Annotated in this window: 15 protein-coding genes; 10 read left to right on the forward strand and 5 right to left on the reverse strand. The window is 48.8% G+C overall.

Annotation, left to right across the window (positions count from 1 at the left end; all coding sequences use genetic code 11):
- From V3S16_RS03265 to V3S16_RS03285, 5 genes are all read left to right on the forward strand, one after another.
- Nucleotides 1-2724: UvrD-helicase domain-containing protein (locus V3S16_RS03265; protein ID WP_413883242.1), on the forward strand; the 2724-nt coding region annotated here is incomplete at its 5' end.
- Nucleotides 2725-2759: 35 nt separating this feature from the next.
- Complete coding sequence (locus tag V3S16_RS03270; protein WP_413883243.1) at nucleotides 2760-4715, forward strand: thiamine pyrophosphate-dependent enzyme; 1956 nt, start codon at nucleotides 2760-2762, stop codon at nucleotides 4713-4715.
- 62 nt (nucleotides 4716-4777) lie between these two features.
- Nucleotides 4778-5371, forward strand: a complete 594-nt coding sequence (locus V3S16_RS03275) for a 2-oxoacid:acceptor oxidoreductase family protein (protein WP_413883244.1) — start codon at nucleotides 4778-4780, stop codon at nucleotides 5369-5371.
- A 47-nt stretch (nucleotides 5372-5418) separates the two neighbouring features.
- On the forward strand, nucleotides 5419-5634 hold the full coding sequence (locus V3S16_RS03280; RefSeq protein WP_413883245.1) for a hypothetical protein: 216 nt from the start codon (nucleotides 5419-5421) through the stop codon (nucleotides 5632-5634).
- A gap of 106 nt (nucleotides 5635-5740) precedes the next feature.
- On the forward strand, nucleotides 5741-6109 hold the full coding sequence (locus V3S16_RS03285; protein ID WP_413883246.1) for a VOC family protein: 369 nt from the start codon (nucleotides 5741-5743) through the stop codon (nucleotides 6107-6109).
- A gap of 118 nt (nucleotides 6110-6227) precedes the next feature.
- Here V3S16_RS03285 and V3S16_RS03290 read toward each other — a convergent pair whose 3' ends face one another.
- A complete protein-coding gene (locus V3S16_RS03290) occupies nucleotides 6228-6671 on the reverse strand; it encodes a Fur family transcriptional regulator (RefSeq protein ID WP_413883247.1) in 444 nt (147 codons plus the stop codon).
- 160 nt (nucleotides 6672-6831) lie between these two features.
- On the opposite strand from V3S16_RS03290, the gene cooS reads away from it, so the two are divergent.
- The gene (cooS, locus tag V3S16_RS03295) at nucleotides 6832-8859 is read left to right on the forward strand and encodes an anaerobic carbon-monoxide dehydrogenase catalytic subunit (protein WP_413883248.1); all 2028 of its coding nucleotides are present in this window, start codon (nucleotides 6832-6834) and stop codon (nucleotides 8857-8859) included.
- 206 nt (nucleotides 8860-9065) lie between these two features.
- Here the strand turns inward: cooS and V3S16_RS03300 are convergent, their stop codons facing one another.
- Complete coding sequence (locus V3S16_RS03300; RefSeq protein WP_413883249.1) at nucleotides 9066-9305, reverse strand: hypothetical protein; 240 nt, start codon at nucleotides 9303-9305, stop codon at nucleotides 9066-9068.
- A gap of 206 nt (nucleotides 9306-9511) precedes the next feature.
- On the opposite strand from V3S16_RS03300, the gene V3S16_RS03305 reads away from it, so the two are divergent.
- Nucleotides 9512-9871, forward strand: coding sequence for a hypothetical protein (locus tag V3S16_RS03305; protein WP_413883250.1), 360 nt, complete (start codon nucleotides 9512-9514; stop codon nucleotides 9869-9871).
- A 116-nt stretch (nucleotides 9872-9987) separates the two neighbouring features.
- Nucleotides 9988-10581 carry a transglycosylase SLT domain-containing protein gene (locus tag V3S16_RS03310; RefSeq protein WP_413883251.1) on the forward strand — a complete coding sequence of 198 codons (594 nt, stop codon included), beginning with the start codon at nucleotides 9988-9990 and terminating at the stop codon, nucleotides 10579-10581.
- A 9-nt stretch (nucleotides 10582-10590) separates the two neighbouring features.
- On the opposite strand, the gene V3S16_RS03315 is transcribed toward V3S16_RS03310, so the two are convergent.
- Together V3S16_RS03315 and V3S16_RS03320 are read right to left on the reverse strand one after the other, a co-directional pair.
- The gene (locus V3S16_RS03315; RefSeq protein WP_413883252.1) at nucleotides 10591-11985 is read right to left on the reverse strand and encodes a UTP--glucose-1-phosphate uridylyltransferase; all 1395 of its coding nucleotides are present in this window, start codon (nucleotides 11983-11985) and stop codon (nucleotides 10591-10593) included.
- A complete protein-coding gene (locus tag V3S16_RS03320) occupies nucleotides 11982-12425 on the reverse strand; it encodes a PPC domain-containing DNA-binding protein (protein ID WP_413883253.1) in 444 nt (147 codons plus the stop codon). The genes V3S16_RS03315 and V3S16_RS03320 overlap by 4 nt, the downstream gene beginning before the upstream one ends.
- 240 nt (nucleotides 12426-12665) lie before the next feature.
- Here V3S16_RS03320 and V3S16_RS03325 point away from each other — a divergent pair, with 240 nt between their 5' ends.
- A complete protein-coding gene (locus V3S16_RS03325; RefSeq protein WP_413883254.1) occupies nucleotides 12666-13457 on the forward strand; it encodes a YkgJ family cysteine cluster protein in 792 nt (263 codons plus the stop codon).
- Nucleotides 13458-13832: 375 nt separating this feature from the next.
- On the opposite strand, the gene dapA is transcribed toward V3S16_RS03325, so the two are convergent.
- A complete protein-coding gene (dapA, locus tag V3S16_RS03330; protein WP_413883255.1) occupies nucleotides 13833-14867 on the reverse strand; it encodes a 4-hydroxy-tetrahydrodipicolinate synthase in 1035 nt (344 codons plus the stop codon).
- Between the two features lie 241 nt (nucleotides 14868-15108).
- On the opposite strand from dapA, the gene V3S16_RS03335 reads away from it, so the two are divergent.
- The coding region (locus V3S16_RS03335) for a tetratricopeptide repeat protein (protein WP_413883256.1) at nucleotides 15109-15645 on the forward strand (537 nt) is incomplete at its 3' end.

Raw genomic sequence — 15645 nt, forward strand, 5'->3', positions numbered from 1 at the left:
TCTTATTCAGCTATAAAATCCGCTTTAAAGACGGGCGATGCGGATCATTTTATGGGGACGTATGAATTTTATCCGCAAGAGGGTAAATATCATTTAGACGGGCACCGCAAATGCGATATTAGATTGTGGCCGGGAAAAACAAGAAAAGTAAATGGTATTTGTCCGGTTTGCGACAAACCCCTAACCCTGGGGGTTTTGTATCGTGTCGAGGAATTGGCGGACCGCCCGGAGGGCATTAAGCCTGCAAGGCATCACCCTTTTTATAGTATTATTCCCCTTGTAGAAATCTTGTCGGAAATTTTAAAGGTCGGCCCGGGAAGTAAAAAAGTTATGGGTAATTATAAGGCGCTGCTGGAGAAGCTGGGCCCCGAAATTAGCATTTTAAATACACTAAAAATTAAAACCATTGAAACGGCCGGCATGCCTTTGCTGGGAGAGGCAATCGCAAGGATGCGCCGCAACGAGGTGGAGGTGTTGCCCGGGTACGACGGAGAATTTGGAAGGATAAAAGTTTTTGGTTCACACGAACGCGAAAAATTATTAGGTCAAAAAACACTTTTTGCTGTTCCGGACAAAGATTCAACGACTCCGAAAAGAACCAGCGCCCCTAAAAAATCCACACTCAAAAAGGCCCGGCGGAAAACCAAAAAGGTGATCGGCGAGAAAATCAACAAACCACAAAAACATATTTCGCGCCCGGACATAAAAGGCAAAACAGACACAACCGGTCTGTCCGACTTGAATCCCGAGCAACGCCAAGCGGTTGAACATCAAGAAGGCCCGTTGATGATCGTCGCCGGCCCCGGTACCGGCAAAACCCTCACCCTTACTCAAAGGATTGCGTATTTGATGTTGATAAAGGGAGTTTTGCCGCAAAATATTTTAGCGGTCACCTTTACCAATAAGGCGGCCAAGGAAATGCGGCACCGGCTCGCGCAATTGACGGGAGATTTAAAACCACTTCCTTTTATTGGTACCTTCCACAGTTTGTGTTTTAAACTATTAAAAGAACATTACAAAAAGCCATACATGATTATTGATGACCATGACCGCAAAAGCATACTTTTAGATGCGATCAAATATGTCGAGAGGACCGGCATGCGTGTTGCCGTAAAACCCCAAAGACTGCTCGACGGTATTATAACGGCCAAACAACTAATCATCGAACCCCAAGAGGATCTTGGCGTTGTTGCCGGTTTGGAAAAACAGATTCTTTCGGCTGTATACAAAACCTATCAGAAACTGTTGTCGATCCAAAGGCTTTGCGATTATGAGGATTTGATATTCAAAACCGTAAAACTTTTTCGGAACAATCAACCATTTATAAAAAAATATCAGGCCCTTTTCAGGTTTATCTTCGTGGATGAGTATCAAGACCTAAACTACGGCCAATACTGTATTGTCACAGCCCTGGCTCCACCGGCCGAGGCCGGCCAAAATATTTTTGTAATCGGAGATCCAGACCAGTCAATTTACGGGTTTAGAGGCTCGGATATCAAGCATTTTAAAAAATTTATAGCGGACTATCCGGATGCCGCGGTTATTAAATTACTCCAAAATTACAGATCGTCCCAGACAATCTTAGATGCATCATATCAAGTTGTAACCGCCCGGAAAAACGCTTCGTCCGCGTCCCGGATATATTCTCAGGGCGAAGGAGCCAAACATATAAATATTGTTGAAACTGCTTCAGAAAGAGCTGAAGCCGTGGCAGTCGGCAAAATCATCGAACAATCCGTCGGCGGAATAGGGTTTCACTCTCTTTATTTCGGCCATGTTACCGAGCAGCACCAGACAGTTATGAGAAGTTTTTCCGATTTTGCGGTGTTGTTCCGCACAGCAGCCCAGGGGAGCATTTTTTCAGAAGTGTTTGAAAAGGCAGGCATACCTTATCAGGCTGTAAACAGGGATAATATTTTAATAAAAAGCTGCGCGGCAGAATGGATTTCATTATTAAAAATTATTGAAGGGTCGGGCAATTTGGCCGACCTTGAACGGATCGCCAAACCAAAAGGGTCCGGTGTCAGCAAACAGAGCATGGAAATTTTTAAACAGTGGAGTTATCAACACAGCTATACAACGGTCGAGGCTCTGTTCAACGCCCGCCGGCTTCCCGCGCAAGGCCTGAGCACGGCCCGCCAAATACGGCTAAATGGTTTTTTAGACTCTCTCGAGGCCATCAAAAAGCAGACCGAGGGAATGTCGCTTGAGAAAAAGCTGTTGTTTCTTGCTCAAGAAACCAGACCGACAGAAGTTCTGCCTAAGGGGGCAGAGAAACTTGAAGCATTGAAGCATCTGATAGAAATTGCGCAAACATGCGAGGATGAAGCAGAATTTTTGGCCGTGACCGCCCTGCAGACCGACACCGATTTTTATGCACACCGGGTCGAAAAAGTGGTGCTGATGACTATGCATGCCGCCAAGGGTCTTGAATTCCCGGTTGTGTTTATTGCCGGTTGCGAAGAGGGTTTTGTTCCGCTGCGGCAACCCGGAACCGGGCGGGTAGACCTCGAAGAGGAAAAACGGCTTTTTTATGTTGCCATGACCCGCGCCAAAGAGCAATTGTATCTGACCTGTGCCGCCAAACGAAGGATTTACGGCAAAACCGAAAAAAGGACGATTTCTCCGTTTGTTGCTGAAATCGAAAAGCGCCTCAGAAAACACGAAAAACCGGTCCAAAAGACACAAAAAAAGAAAGGGCCGGCGCAACTAAAACTATTTTAGGTTCCTAGAGAAACAAACTTTTTTAACAACCAAAAATGCTTAACAATACCTTCTGCCAAGTGCCGGGTATCGGCATCAAGACCGCAAAGCTAATCTGGCAAAGGGGTGCCATCATGAAAACTCTTGGAGAGCTATTGCTGAAAAAGGAACCTTTTTCAGAAATCGTTATGGGCAACACGGCTCTGGTGCGGGCCATGATCGAGTCATATACGCGGGTTATTACCTCTTACCCCGGCTCGCCGACCCCGGAAATCGCCGAGGCCATCAGGGCCATCCCCCAGGAAAAACGGCCGTTTTATTTTGAATTTTCAACCAACGAAAAAGTGGCCACGGAAGTGGCCTATGGTGCCGCCGTCAACGGGCATTTGTCGACCGTATTCTTCAAAAGCGTGGGGCTGAATGTTGCTTCCGATACCTTTGTCCAGCTTAACCACATGAACATCATCGGCGGCATGATTGTGGTTCTGGGCGATGATCCGGGGGCCAACTCTTCCCAGAACGAGCAGGACAACCGGCACTATGCCTGCTTAAGCTACACGCCGGTTTTGGAGCCGGCCTCACCGCAAGAAGTATATGCATTCTACAAAGAGGCGGCGAAGCTTTCCAGAGAAAAGGGTATGCCAATCATTTTACGGCTGACCACGCATGTCTGTCATGCCAAAGAAAAGGTCGAGTTTGAGGGCTGGGTACCACGAGCTTTGGATAAAACGCCGCGGTTTGACGCTCAAAACGGCCCCTATATCCCCATGGCCGCGGATGTTTTTCCCATGAAGCGCCGAGCCCTGCGGCGCCTTGATGAGGTAAAAGACTACGCCAACCGGTCGCCGCTTAATCAGGTCGTTGATCACGGCAACAAAAACCGCGGCATCATAACCATGGGCCTGCCGTTTCTTTCTCTGATGGACGTTCTTGAAAGAGCAGATGTTAAGCCTGATGTTTTAAAGCTGGGGGTGGTCTATCCGATCCCCGGCAACTTAATCAAAGAGTTTCTCGAGACGCATGCAGAAGTAAAGGTTTTAGAAGAACTCGACAATGTCGTTGAAAAAGAGATCAAGCTGCTGGCTTATGATCGGCAACTTGCCTCCAAAATAATCGGCAAGATCGATACAGAAGACTGGATCGGCGAGTACACGCCGGACAAGGTGTACGAGGTTCTTAAAAAAACCTGGCCCGACATGCTGCCGGACAGGAAGGTTCATAGTGTAGCGATTTCCGATGTGCCCGCACGACCGGCGCAGATGTGTCCGGGGTGCGGGCACCGCAGTGCGTTTCACGCCATCAAAAAGGCGCTCAAAAATACAGACATTACGGTTGCGGACATCGGCTGTCACACCCTCGGGTATCTGCCGCCCTATCAAGTCGGAGAATTAATGATGTGCATGGGAGCTTCGACCGCTATCGGTTCCGGGATGTCCTTGTTTAATGACACCCGCAGGGTGGTCGTTTTTCTGGGGGACGCTACCTTTTTCCATGCCGGCCTGCCCGGGATTATCAACGCCCTGTTCAACAAACACAGGATCACCTTGATATTGATGGAAAACGGCACCACCGCCATGACGGGCCATCAGGACCATGCCGCCTCGGGAAGAAATTTTAACGAAGCGGCAGACAAAATCCCGCTGCGCCAGACCCTGGAAGGGCTGGGGATCAAGCACGTCTGGGAGATCGACACCTATCAACAGTCCCAACTGGCTGCAATGGTAAAAGAGGCTATGGAGATCGACGAGTTCAGTGTCGTCATCGCCAGGCATCCGTGCATGCTCAAGTTCACCCGGGAGCAGCGCCGCAAACCCGGGCACCAGGCCCGCCGGGTTGATATCGACCAGGAAAAATGTCAACGAATTTACGAGTGTATCGAAAGGTTCGGCTGTCCCACATTTACCAGGACGGACAACGGCAGCATCGTCATCAACCCGGACCTGTGTATCGGCGACGGGTCCTGCCTCCAGACCTGTCCGTCTGAGGCGATAACCAAACCCGAGGCGGTTTAGCCAAACAATTTTGCAATAGTGAAAAAAGGTCTTGGCCGAATGGAAACTAAAAGAGGTGAGCCATGAAGGCATTCAACATATATTTAACGGGGGTTGGGGGCCAGGGGATCGGCCTTCTAAGCGAAATACTGCTAAGGGGCGCAGACCATGCCGGCCTGAGAGTTAAAGCGGTCGATACCCACGGCCTGGCCCAAAGGGGCGGGATCGTGGTTTCCCACCTGAGATTCGGTGAAAGGGTATATTCTCCGCTAATTTTAGAGCAAGAAGCCGATTTGGTTGTCGCTCTCGAGCGCCACGAAGCCCTCCGGGGAGTGCAGACAGCACTGAAAGACGGCGGCATCCTCATCTATTACGATACGGTCTGGCAGCCGCTGGATGTGCGCCTCAACCGCAAGGAACAGGTCAGCGAAGAGACCATCGCCCGCCAGTGTGAAAAAGGCGGCATCAGGGAGATAAAAGTGTTTAAAGACGACCTCCAAGACGCTCGCATGCAGAACGTCATTGTGTTGGCGCATATCGACAAACACGAGCTGATACCCAACGTCAAACAAGAACACTATCTACAGGCCATGAATGATTTGATGCAAGGAAGCATGCTTGAAGCGAACATAAAGCTGTTTGAGGAAGAACTAAAGGCAGCGGCATTCCTCGGGTAGGGCCACCGGGTGCGGCTCATGGAGCTGTTTATCACAGGGGGGGGTAAATGAAGGTTGTAAAAGGCGACCTGATAAAGCTGGCTTTGCAAAAGGAGTTTGATGTAATCATCCATGGTTGCAACTGTCAATGTGCCATGGGCGCCGGAATTGCCAAAGCAATAAAAGAGACGTTTCCCGAAGCATATGCGGCGGATTTAAAGACGAAAAAAGGCTCGAAAGATAAATTAGGGACAATTTCCTGTGCCGTTGTGAATCGCATATGAATTGGAAACTACGCAGTGCGCAAATGTCTTTATGGATGGGCGCCAACTAATTTGCAAGGCAAACGCAAATGACAGAGCGACATTTTCAAGTATAATGTTTTAATTTATGACACAAAAACTAGCTATAAGAACCTTTAACACGATACTTTATTGTAAAAAGTGGCGCCAGACAGTAGCTTTCTATAAAGACGAGTTAAAATTGCCAATAAGCTTTGAAACCGAATGGTTTGTGGAATTCAAGGTGAACGACAGGGCCTGTTTAAGCGTTGCCGACGAAAGCAAAGCAACTATTAACAGCAACAAAGGTGCAGGCATTACGCTCTCCTTTCAAACGGACGATATCCATAAGGCCCGGGAGTTATTGTGCAATAAGGGTTTGGCTCCGGGCTCGATCAAAGAACATGCTTGGGGAGCGCAGGTGTTTTATTTGTTTGATCCCGAAGGACACCGGATAGAAATTTGGTCGTTAATGTGAAACCTTTTAAAAGTTGTCCGAAATGTGACTACGCGCGGTTATGCTTAAGGTTTTCAATCTGAGACCTTTGAAAAATGTTCAATTTTTCAAAGGTCTCGATACGAGAAGTTCGGGTTGGTCAGACAGGCTCGGCTTGCTTTGAACATGCCGGACAAAGCCCCTCAAACTCGAGCGTGTGTCCGATGATTGTATAAATAGTGGCACCGTAAAGCTCATTTTCAAGTTGTTTTAACGGCGCTATCGGCGCATCGTCCACGCGCCCACAACGCAGGCAGCGAATATGGTAATGCTTCTTCGGGTTCCAGTCGTAACGCTTTATGGTGCCGCCGATCGCCAGTTTTTGAATTTCACCCGACCCGGAAAGGAGCTCCAGATTTCTATAGATTGTACCGAGGCTTACGCTGGGAAGACGCTTGCGCACTAAATCATAGATTTCATCAGCGCTGGGGTGGGCGTTGTCCTGGCGCAAAACCGCTAAAATTGTTTTCCGCTGGGGCGTCATCCGGCGCACCTGTTTTTTCTCCAAAGCCCGGCGATCCTTTCCTGTGTTTCTTAAAAACATACGAGCTCGAAAATTATTACTGTTTTTATTAAAGGGCTTGACAACAAAAGGTCAAGCCTGCTAATAAAAACAGTAATAATTACTAATAGCAGGTTTTCTGCTCGCTGTCAATTTGTAAAAGTGAAACAACATTAAATAGACCTAAAAAGGAGGCTTTTGTATGTCTGAGATAAAAACAACCAAAACCGGCAAGCCCAAAAAAGTAGCTGATGCTACGGCTGTATCAATATGTCCGGCAACCCAGGAAATGATCATTCGCGCCCAGGACCTTGGTGTTGAGACCGTCTTTGACCGGGCCGCCACCATGAAACCATGTAATATAGGAGCCCAGGGCACCTGCTGTAAAAATTGTGCCATGGGACCGTGCCGCCTGCCCCTGCCCAAAGCTGGAATTGAGGGCGAGGATACCCGTAAAGGGCTTTGCGGCGCCACTGCCAACACCATTGCGGCTCGCAATTTCGCCCGCATGGTGGCAGCGGGTACCGCAGCCCATTCAGACCACGGGCGCAGTGTAGCCGAGGTTTTTTTGGCGGTGGCACGTAAAGAGACCGAAGATTATAAAATAAAAGATCCCGGCAAGCTTTTGCAGATCGCGCCTCACTTTGGTGTGGACACCACGGTTGAAGTGGACGGCGAGGAGCTTGACCGCGATTTTGATGAAATCGTCCTGGAGGTGGCTGAAAAGGCTTTGGCTGAATGGGGCAAGCCCGAAGGCAACCTGGCTTATCCGAAGCGGGCCCCGGCACCGCTGTACGAGCGCTGGAAAAAACTGGGGGAGCTTCCCCGCAATATTGACCGTGAAATCGTGGAGACGATGCACCGCACCACCATGGGGGTTGACCAGGATTACAAAAACATTGTCAAACAGTGCACCCGCACGGCCCTGTGCGACGGCTGGGGCGGTGCCATGATAGCAACCGATCTCCAAGATGTCATGTTCGGCTCGCCGTCTCCGCTGCAGTCCGAGGCCAATATGGGCATCATGAAGGAAGACCATGTTAACATTATCATTCACGGCCACGAACCGGTGCTTTCCGAAATGATCGTAGCCGCCGCCCAATCGCAAGACATGGTAGAGTATGCCCTGTCCAAAGGCGCCAAGGGGATTCAATTAGGGGGCATCTGCTGTACCGGCAATGAGCTCTTGCAGCGCCACGGCGTTCCACCGGCCGGCACCTTTCTGCAGCAGGAGCTGGCAATAATAACCGGGGCCTGTGATGCTATGGTGGTTGATGTTCAGTGTGTATTCCAGAATTTAGCCAATGTTGCCAAATGCTTTCACACCAAGCTGATTACCACCCATCCTATCGCCAAGATGGAACAAGACAATGTGGTGCATATCGAGTTTGACGAGCATCATGCCCTGGAAGACGCCAAACGAATCGTTAAGATGGCCATCGACAATTTCAAGAATCGTGCAGCCGAAGTTATGATCCCCAAACACAAGGCCATCCAGATCGCCGGCTTTGGTGTGGAATCGATTGAGTACCATCTGGGTGGAACGTTCCGGGGTTCTTATTATACGCTGAATGACAATATCATCAACGGCCGCATCCGGGGTGTTGCCGGGGTGGTGGGCTGCAATAACGCCCGCACCAAACACAACGAGGGACACATTACGATAATTAAAGAACTGATCAAGAACGACGTGCTGATTCTAACCACCGGCTGCAGTGCCCTCGCCTGCGGGACGCACGGCTTGCTGACGCCTGAAACCGCCCAGGTCTTCTGTGGACCGGGCCTGGCCGAGGTGTGCGAAACCGTGGGGATTCCGCCGGTGTTGCATCTGGGTTCCTGTGTGGACAACAGCCGTATTCTGCTGGCGGCTACCGAGATGGTCAAGGCCGGCGGACTCGGCAACGATCTGCGTGATCTGCCTGCGGCCGGCAGTGCGCCTGAGTGGATGAGCGAAAAGGCCATCGCCATCGGCCAGTATTTTGTGGCCTCCGGCATCTACACGGTCTTTGGATATCATATGCCCTTAGACGGCGCGCCCGAGTTCAGAGATTATCTGTATAATGAACTGGAAAATATTTACGGCGGCATGTGGGACTGTGAGCCGGATCCCATTAAGCATGCCCACAAGATGATTGGCCATATTGATAAGAAGCGCAAGGAATTAGGCATCGACAAGGCCAGAGAAAGAGTTCTGATGGATATGGCTGATCGCCAGGCACTCGAAGCTTAAAATCAGCAGGTCTATCTTGGTTTTCCACGGTTCGTTTCTAAAATAAGGGCCAGTCCAAATTCTTGGAAGGGCCCTTAACCTTTTAAGAGTTTATTACTACATCGTGCAGGACGTCTCTCTTTTCAAAAGTCTCGAGACCTGGATATCTACGACAGGCGGCCTTATAAAAAGGCGAGCCTTAAACGGACAGGATAAAGCACCGGCAATTACATTGAAAATTGTCTGACCTTGCGACTCAGAGACGGTGACAGCGAGTGGTACAAATCGGCGTTTTGCGGTGATAACAGAACATCGGCAACAGCTTCCGCTGTCTTGCTGTGGCGGCAATCCTGACACGCCCAATACTCCCAGTGATTTTTGCTCGCATGGTCTAGACAGTTACGGTAATGCGGGCAGAAGACATTTTTTTCACCTTTGACTTGAACCGGATTGGAATTTTCTAACATGTTTCTGCTCCTTTTATCAGGAAAAAGACTTTTGCTGTTCAATTAATATAACGGCCCGCAGCGCTAAGGCAAATACGCCGAACACCCCATTTCTTCAAAAAAAACACCCTATTTGCGATAAATTCAGACCTTATTTAAGGCTTATGGGCAGCATACAGCATGATCGCAGTCCTTAGCGATAAATTCAGACAAATCCAACATGAAGTATGGACAAAAACCCCCATCCGGTTCATAATAATGGAAGTAGAAATCTTTTTTGTCCCTATTACGGTGACTGTCTGGACCATGCGGCCAAACTTCACCGGGGGGAATTTAAGTTCTGCCCGTATTGTGGCGGTCGCTTGCAGGCCGGAAGCAAGGGGCCCCAAAAGCGCTCGGATTGTGAGGCGTGCCAACAGGTCCATTATCGCAAACCTATGGTTGGAGTGGCCGTTGTTTTGCTTAAAAACCACGAATTACTTCTGGTAAAACGACAAGGTTCTTACCGGGGGATGTGGCGCCTTCCCTGCAGAAATGGCGTTTCCCACGGATCGTTTAGTATGCGAACAATTAAAATCTATATCTGAAGGAGCAAAATGAAACTTCAGCCACAAATCAAACAAGATTTAACCGCCGCAATGAAGGCCAAAGATAAAAAAAAGAAACTTGAGAAAACCGTCCAATGAAGCTATAGAAGTATACAATGGACCAGATGTTTACCAGGGCACCAGTTAAAGTTCTAGTTTTATCCGCGCTTTTTGTTCTGTTTTTAGCGGTTATACCTCTCTGTGCGGACATATACTCCTACATCGATAGTCAGGGGGTGCTTCATTTCACCAACGTTCCCACCTCAGCCCAATATACCGTCTATATTAAGGAAAGATCTGCCGGACCGTTGAGTTACACCACCAATCAATACGATCACTTGATAACGGGAGCATCCAAAAGACAGGGGGTTTCCTTTTCCCTGCTCAAAGCGCTGATCAAAACCGAATCGAACTTCAACTCCGAGGCGGTTTCGCGTGCCGGCGCTAAAGGATTGATGCAAATTATGCCCGCCAATATCAAGGAGCTAAAAATAAAAAACCCTTTTGATCCACGGGAAAATATAATGGGAGGCGCGCGGTATTTAAAACAGCTTATTAAGCGTTTTAACGGAGAGTTGCCGTTGGCCCTGGCCGCTTATAATGCCGGCCCCAGCGTCGTTGAGCGCTATCAAGGCATTCCGCCCATCAAAGAGACGGAAGCGTTTGTTAAGAGAGTGTTGAAGTATTATGCAATATATAGAAGAGGATAATCGTCAACACTAATTAAAGGCCACATTTTCGTCTATAATCGTCCCTTCTCTGACAACCACCTGTTTTGAGCTATTGTTTTTGATAACAACCCGCCCCTTGATGCTTACATTGCTTTCAAAGCGTACGTCTCCTTGGATTTTAAGCGCATCACACTTGACCAGCGATGGAATGTGTTGGCTGAATCGTTGATTAAAAAGGTCGATTTTCCCGTAATATCGCGGGTCTAGGTCTATTTTTATCCTCCGAGAACCAACCGCAGGATTCATTGTCAGCAGCTTGTCTTTTGAGAAGACAAAGCGGTCCGACCGAATCGCCAAAAGATCGCTGCATTTTTTTACAGGAAAGAAACGGGAGGTCGGAACTTGAATTACGGTGGCACCCTCAAAAAGCGATATGGCGGCACCCATGGCAGTTTCGACCTGATACACCTTGGGGCTGGTTTTGTCTCTGGGGTCGAGGGTTTTAGGGTTTCTTATCAGGGGAAGTTTGACGGCACCATGTTTTTCGATAAGCTTGGCAAGTGCTTGAAGGTTTATCCAGATGTTGTTGGTGTTGAAAAAGCCATATAGCTTTATGTCTTGGAAAGCATCGAGCTCATCTTGTGGGCACTGGGCCGCTTCTCGCAGGATCAGGCGCCCGTCCCTATGCCTGGCAATATGTCCGCCTTTAACATCCGCCGGCGTACGCCTGGCGACCTCCATCATAAAGGGTGGTTGGTTTTGGCTAAAATAGCCCAAGAGCGCTGTGTCCATGGTAGCACCCAGGTTGTCCGAGTTGGAAATAAAGGCATAGATTATCCCCTGGTTAATAAGGCGTTTTAACGTTCCGGATGTATATATGGCGGCATAAATATCGCCATGTCCCGGAGGATTCCACTCCAGGGTCGGATCCCGGGGCCAGGTCGCAGGAGAAAAGTCTGGCTGCACAACCTTGGGGAACTTGTTTTGCATAAACAACAAGGGTGGGGCAAAAGGTTTCATCCTGTCCAGGGCGGACAAGGTGTCCTGGTGGGTGCTGAAACTGTTCATCAGGGCCAGCTTTACGTCGTGCCGTGCGGCCTGCTGGAGCATTATTTCAAGAAATGTTACGCTGTTTTTTACCTCCAGCAGAGACTTGGCTCCGGTAAGCCCCATGCTCGTACCGAGGCCGCCGTTGAGTTTTATCATGACGGCATGCTTTAAGGCCTGTTTGCCGGCCGCGGCATATTGCTTGATATGACTTGCATCTTGCACCTCGCCTGAAGCTACTGGTTCAATGTCCCGGCGAGAGATCAGGCCGGTTTCTCCGGCAAGAATTTGTGCGTAATAGTACGCAAAAGAGTCAATAACAACCGGATGAATGCCGGCTTTTTCCATTTTTGAAACAAAGGCGGGCAAACAGCCCGGTCTGTCCGCTTGGCTCAACTCAACCCCTTCCACAGCATGAGTCCCGTGGTCGTGTCGTACGCCCTTTCCAAAGGTTTGCCGGCCAGCTCCAAAAGGTCGATTTCTCCGGCATAAATGATGGTTTCGGAAAAAAGGTGTCCGCCAATGGTTTTTCCGTGCATGTCGGCCAAAAGAATGTGGGCGTGTACCACGGGGAGGCCGTCTTTTAAAGAAATATTGCCCGTGCAGTTTACGATTTCTAAGGGGGCTTCTTTTGCATAAGTGACATAAACTTGTTGTTTTTGATCATAGGCTCCTAAGGTAACGGAAGTAACCGCACCGATTGCCGAAAACGTTGCCATTGAAACGGCGGTTTCCCCGCAGAAAGTCTCAATCGATTTGATCAAATCCTGACCGTGTGGAAGGCGCCCCACAAAACGACGCCCGCTCTTAAATTCCGAGCAAGTCAATTTTGACATTGAATTGTTCCTAACCTGGACAAGCCAGCACCAATATGGGGTTATAGATCCGTTATAAAAAGATATCCTTATGCTGATACAGTATTTACACAGGCAAAATCAAGACTTATATTGACAACGTTTTTGGGTTTGAGTAAGAAGAGCCCTAACCCGCATTTCTTGCCAAAAGCATTAGTATGCAGAGAGCATGTGAGAAGTCCGGGCTCTATTTTTTAATAACAATGAAAGGAAATAGATACAATGACGACAACCGACCGAATGGCGCACGTGGCGCCCGTCAGGTTTGGACCCGACAGCAAATTCAGGTTTAAATGCCATAAAGAGGTAACGTGTTACACCAAATGCTGCCGGGACATTAATATAGTATTGACACCTTACGACATTATCCGCCTCAAGGGGCGTTTGCAGTTTGCATCCGAAGAATTCCTGCGCTTATACACGGTACCCCGGTTGCTTGAAAAAACCGACCTGCCGATGGTCACCCTGAGGATGCTGGATGACGATCAAAAATCGTGCCCTTTTGTACGAAAAGACGGGTGCATCGTCTACGAGGACCGACCTACAACGTGCCGTTATTATCCTATCGGGGTGGCTTCGCTAAGCCACAAGGCTGAGGCCGGCGACGAGGAGTTCTATTTTTTTGTGAACGAACCGCACTGCCTGGGATTTGAAGAAGACCAGGAATGGAGAGTGTCGGAATGGCGCCAGGATCAAGGGGTTGATATCCATGATGAGATCAATGCCGGGTGGACCGATCTTGTGGTGCGCAAACGATCTTTTCCACCGAACCTCAAGCTCATCGAAGAGAGCAAAAAGATGTTTTTCTTAGCCAGTTACAATATTGATCAATTCCGGCGATTTGTTTTTGAAAGTTCTTTCTTGGACCGCTACGAGGTTGACCCCGAGACGGTTGCAAAGATCAAAACCGACGAAACTGCACTGTTGGAATTCGGCTTAAAATGGTTGAAATCGGTGCTGTATAAAGACGGTGGTTTTAAATTGAAAGATGGTGCGGCCACGCTTAAAAAGTAGCTCTTGCTGTTGTAACTGCCCAAAAACCTCCCTGCCCATGGGCAAGGAGGTTTTTTTGGTTTTATAGCGGTTCTCACAAACACATTCCGTTTCCGCCGCCGGATAATTTTGTTTAAATCGGCAAGAACTCACAAATAAAAGCGCGTAAAAACGAACATTACAAAAACGACCTGTGTCCGTAGTCCATTGTCCGCGGTCTGTTGTATTCGCATTTTTAAATGCTTAGATCAAGCATAGGTTTCAACGACGGCGCTTTCATATATGCTTGAATTTGCAGCAGTTTCTATCCTATAATACGGACAACGGACATTACCCCGAAGCGAATCAATCGGAACATATTTATGGAAACCGCTATAAAAAAACACCGGGGCGGACTTAGTATTCCTCATAAACGAGCCCTTGACAGCTTGACGGATTTTCTAAACGCTCATCAATATCGACGTTGAAAAAGTCGGCTATCGGCTGCAGCAATTCCGGATTATTGACTTGTACCTTGCGAGTTGCTTCCAGGACTTTGTCGAGACCTTTTTGGGTCATTTTCCCCAGTGGTTGGCGGCACCCTCCGGAAGGCATACCCAAAACAGACATCAGGGTTTTTATGCCCAAGGGGTTGCGGGCCCGGCAGACCACTTCGCCAAAAGGTGTCTTCTCCATGGTACTAACCGTGACTAAACCAAACAGGGGTGCGAGGGCCTCCTCCAGGCTTTTGGCTTTTTCCAGGTCACCCTGTTCAAGCAGCTGTACCATTTCAGTTACGGCTCCGGGGACAACGTTGGAAGCCACAGATATAACCCCGGCTGCTTTGATCTGGGAATTTGTCATCATTTCAAGGGTCATGCCGTCATCGCCGGACAAGATTGTAAAGTCCGCCCCGCAGCATTCGCGGGTTCTTTTCATATTGTCGCGGTTCGCCGTGGCCTCTTTCACGGTGTTGACATTATCGAATTCTTTGGCCAGGAGGGCCAGGTCTTCGGGCAGCAGCTGCGCGCCGGTTCGGCCGGGAATCACATAAGGGATGATTTCCATGTCAGGGCATGCGGTGGCAACCGGTCCGACATATTCTCTACGAATTTCAAGGGAACTGGGGCCGTTGTAATAAGGATCAACCAGCAAAACAGCATCGGCGCCAACTTCAACCGCATGCTTGGCCCCTGCCAGAGATTCTTTGGTGTTATTGCTGCCGGCTCCGGCAATGCACATACATTTGCCGCTGGTTTTTCCGGCAACGCTTTCAATCACCTTGTTGTGTTCGTCCCATGACAGAACCGGGCTTTCACCGGTGGTTCCCACGGCCAAGATGCCGGCGATTCCGTTTTTAATCTGGAATTCCGAGAGCTTGCCAAGGCCCTCATAATCTACGGCACCTTTTTTAAACGGTGTAACAATGGCTGTGAAGCATCCTTTGATCATAACGACCCCCTTTACGCAGAAAGTTAAACATTTTACTTTTTACGAAACCATAAACCTTAACTGATAAAGAAAAAGTAAAAGGAAATGAAATCTTATGTCAAGCAAAAAGATATATGCCGGGGAAAAAGATTGACTTATCAAAAGATTCAGGGCAAAAAACTGTTTTACAATTATTCATGCAACGATAGGGTTTACTGAAACGGCGGCATCGCTGCATTAAAAGCAGCTATTAAAGGATGTTATGATGACAAAAGCAAAAAATGTGAATGAATATATCGCTCATCAAAGAGCCAACATCGCCGCCAACCCGGAATGCGGAACATCGCATTATAATCTTGCTGTGGGCCTGCTGGGGCTGAAACAGTATGATGAGGCTGAAAAAGAGCTTAAGGAAGCCATTTATTGCAGTCCGAACCTGGCTGAAGCGTATGTCCAGTTAGGAGGGCTTTGCCTGCAGCGGGGGGATCTTGACGGATGCATGGCATACAACCAGCAGGCGATCAAGGCCCGGGCCGGCTTTGCCGAAGGTTGGGGCAACATAGGATTTGTACATTTACAAAAAGGAGAAGTTGATGAAGCAATCCGGGCTCTTAGGAAGGCCATCGCTTTTAACGCCAACTTTCTGCAAGCGTATGCCACCCTGGCCAACGCCTATCTTATGAAAGGATTGATTGACGAGAGCATCGAAGCTAACCTGAAGGTCCTTGAACTCGAGCCCGGTTTTGCGGTGGCCCACAACAACCTGGCGATTGCCTATCTTGAACAGGGCCAACATGAG

It is taken from the genome of Candidatus Desulfatibia sp., from assembly GCF_036446775.1.
Lineage (GTDB): Bacteria > Desulfobacterota > Desulfobacteria > Desulfobacterales > UBA11574 > Desulfatibia_A.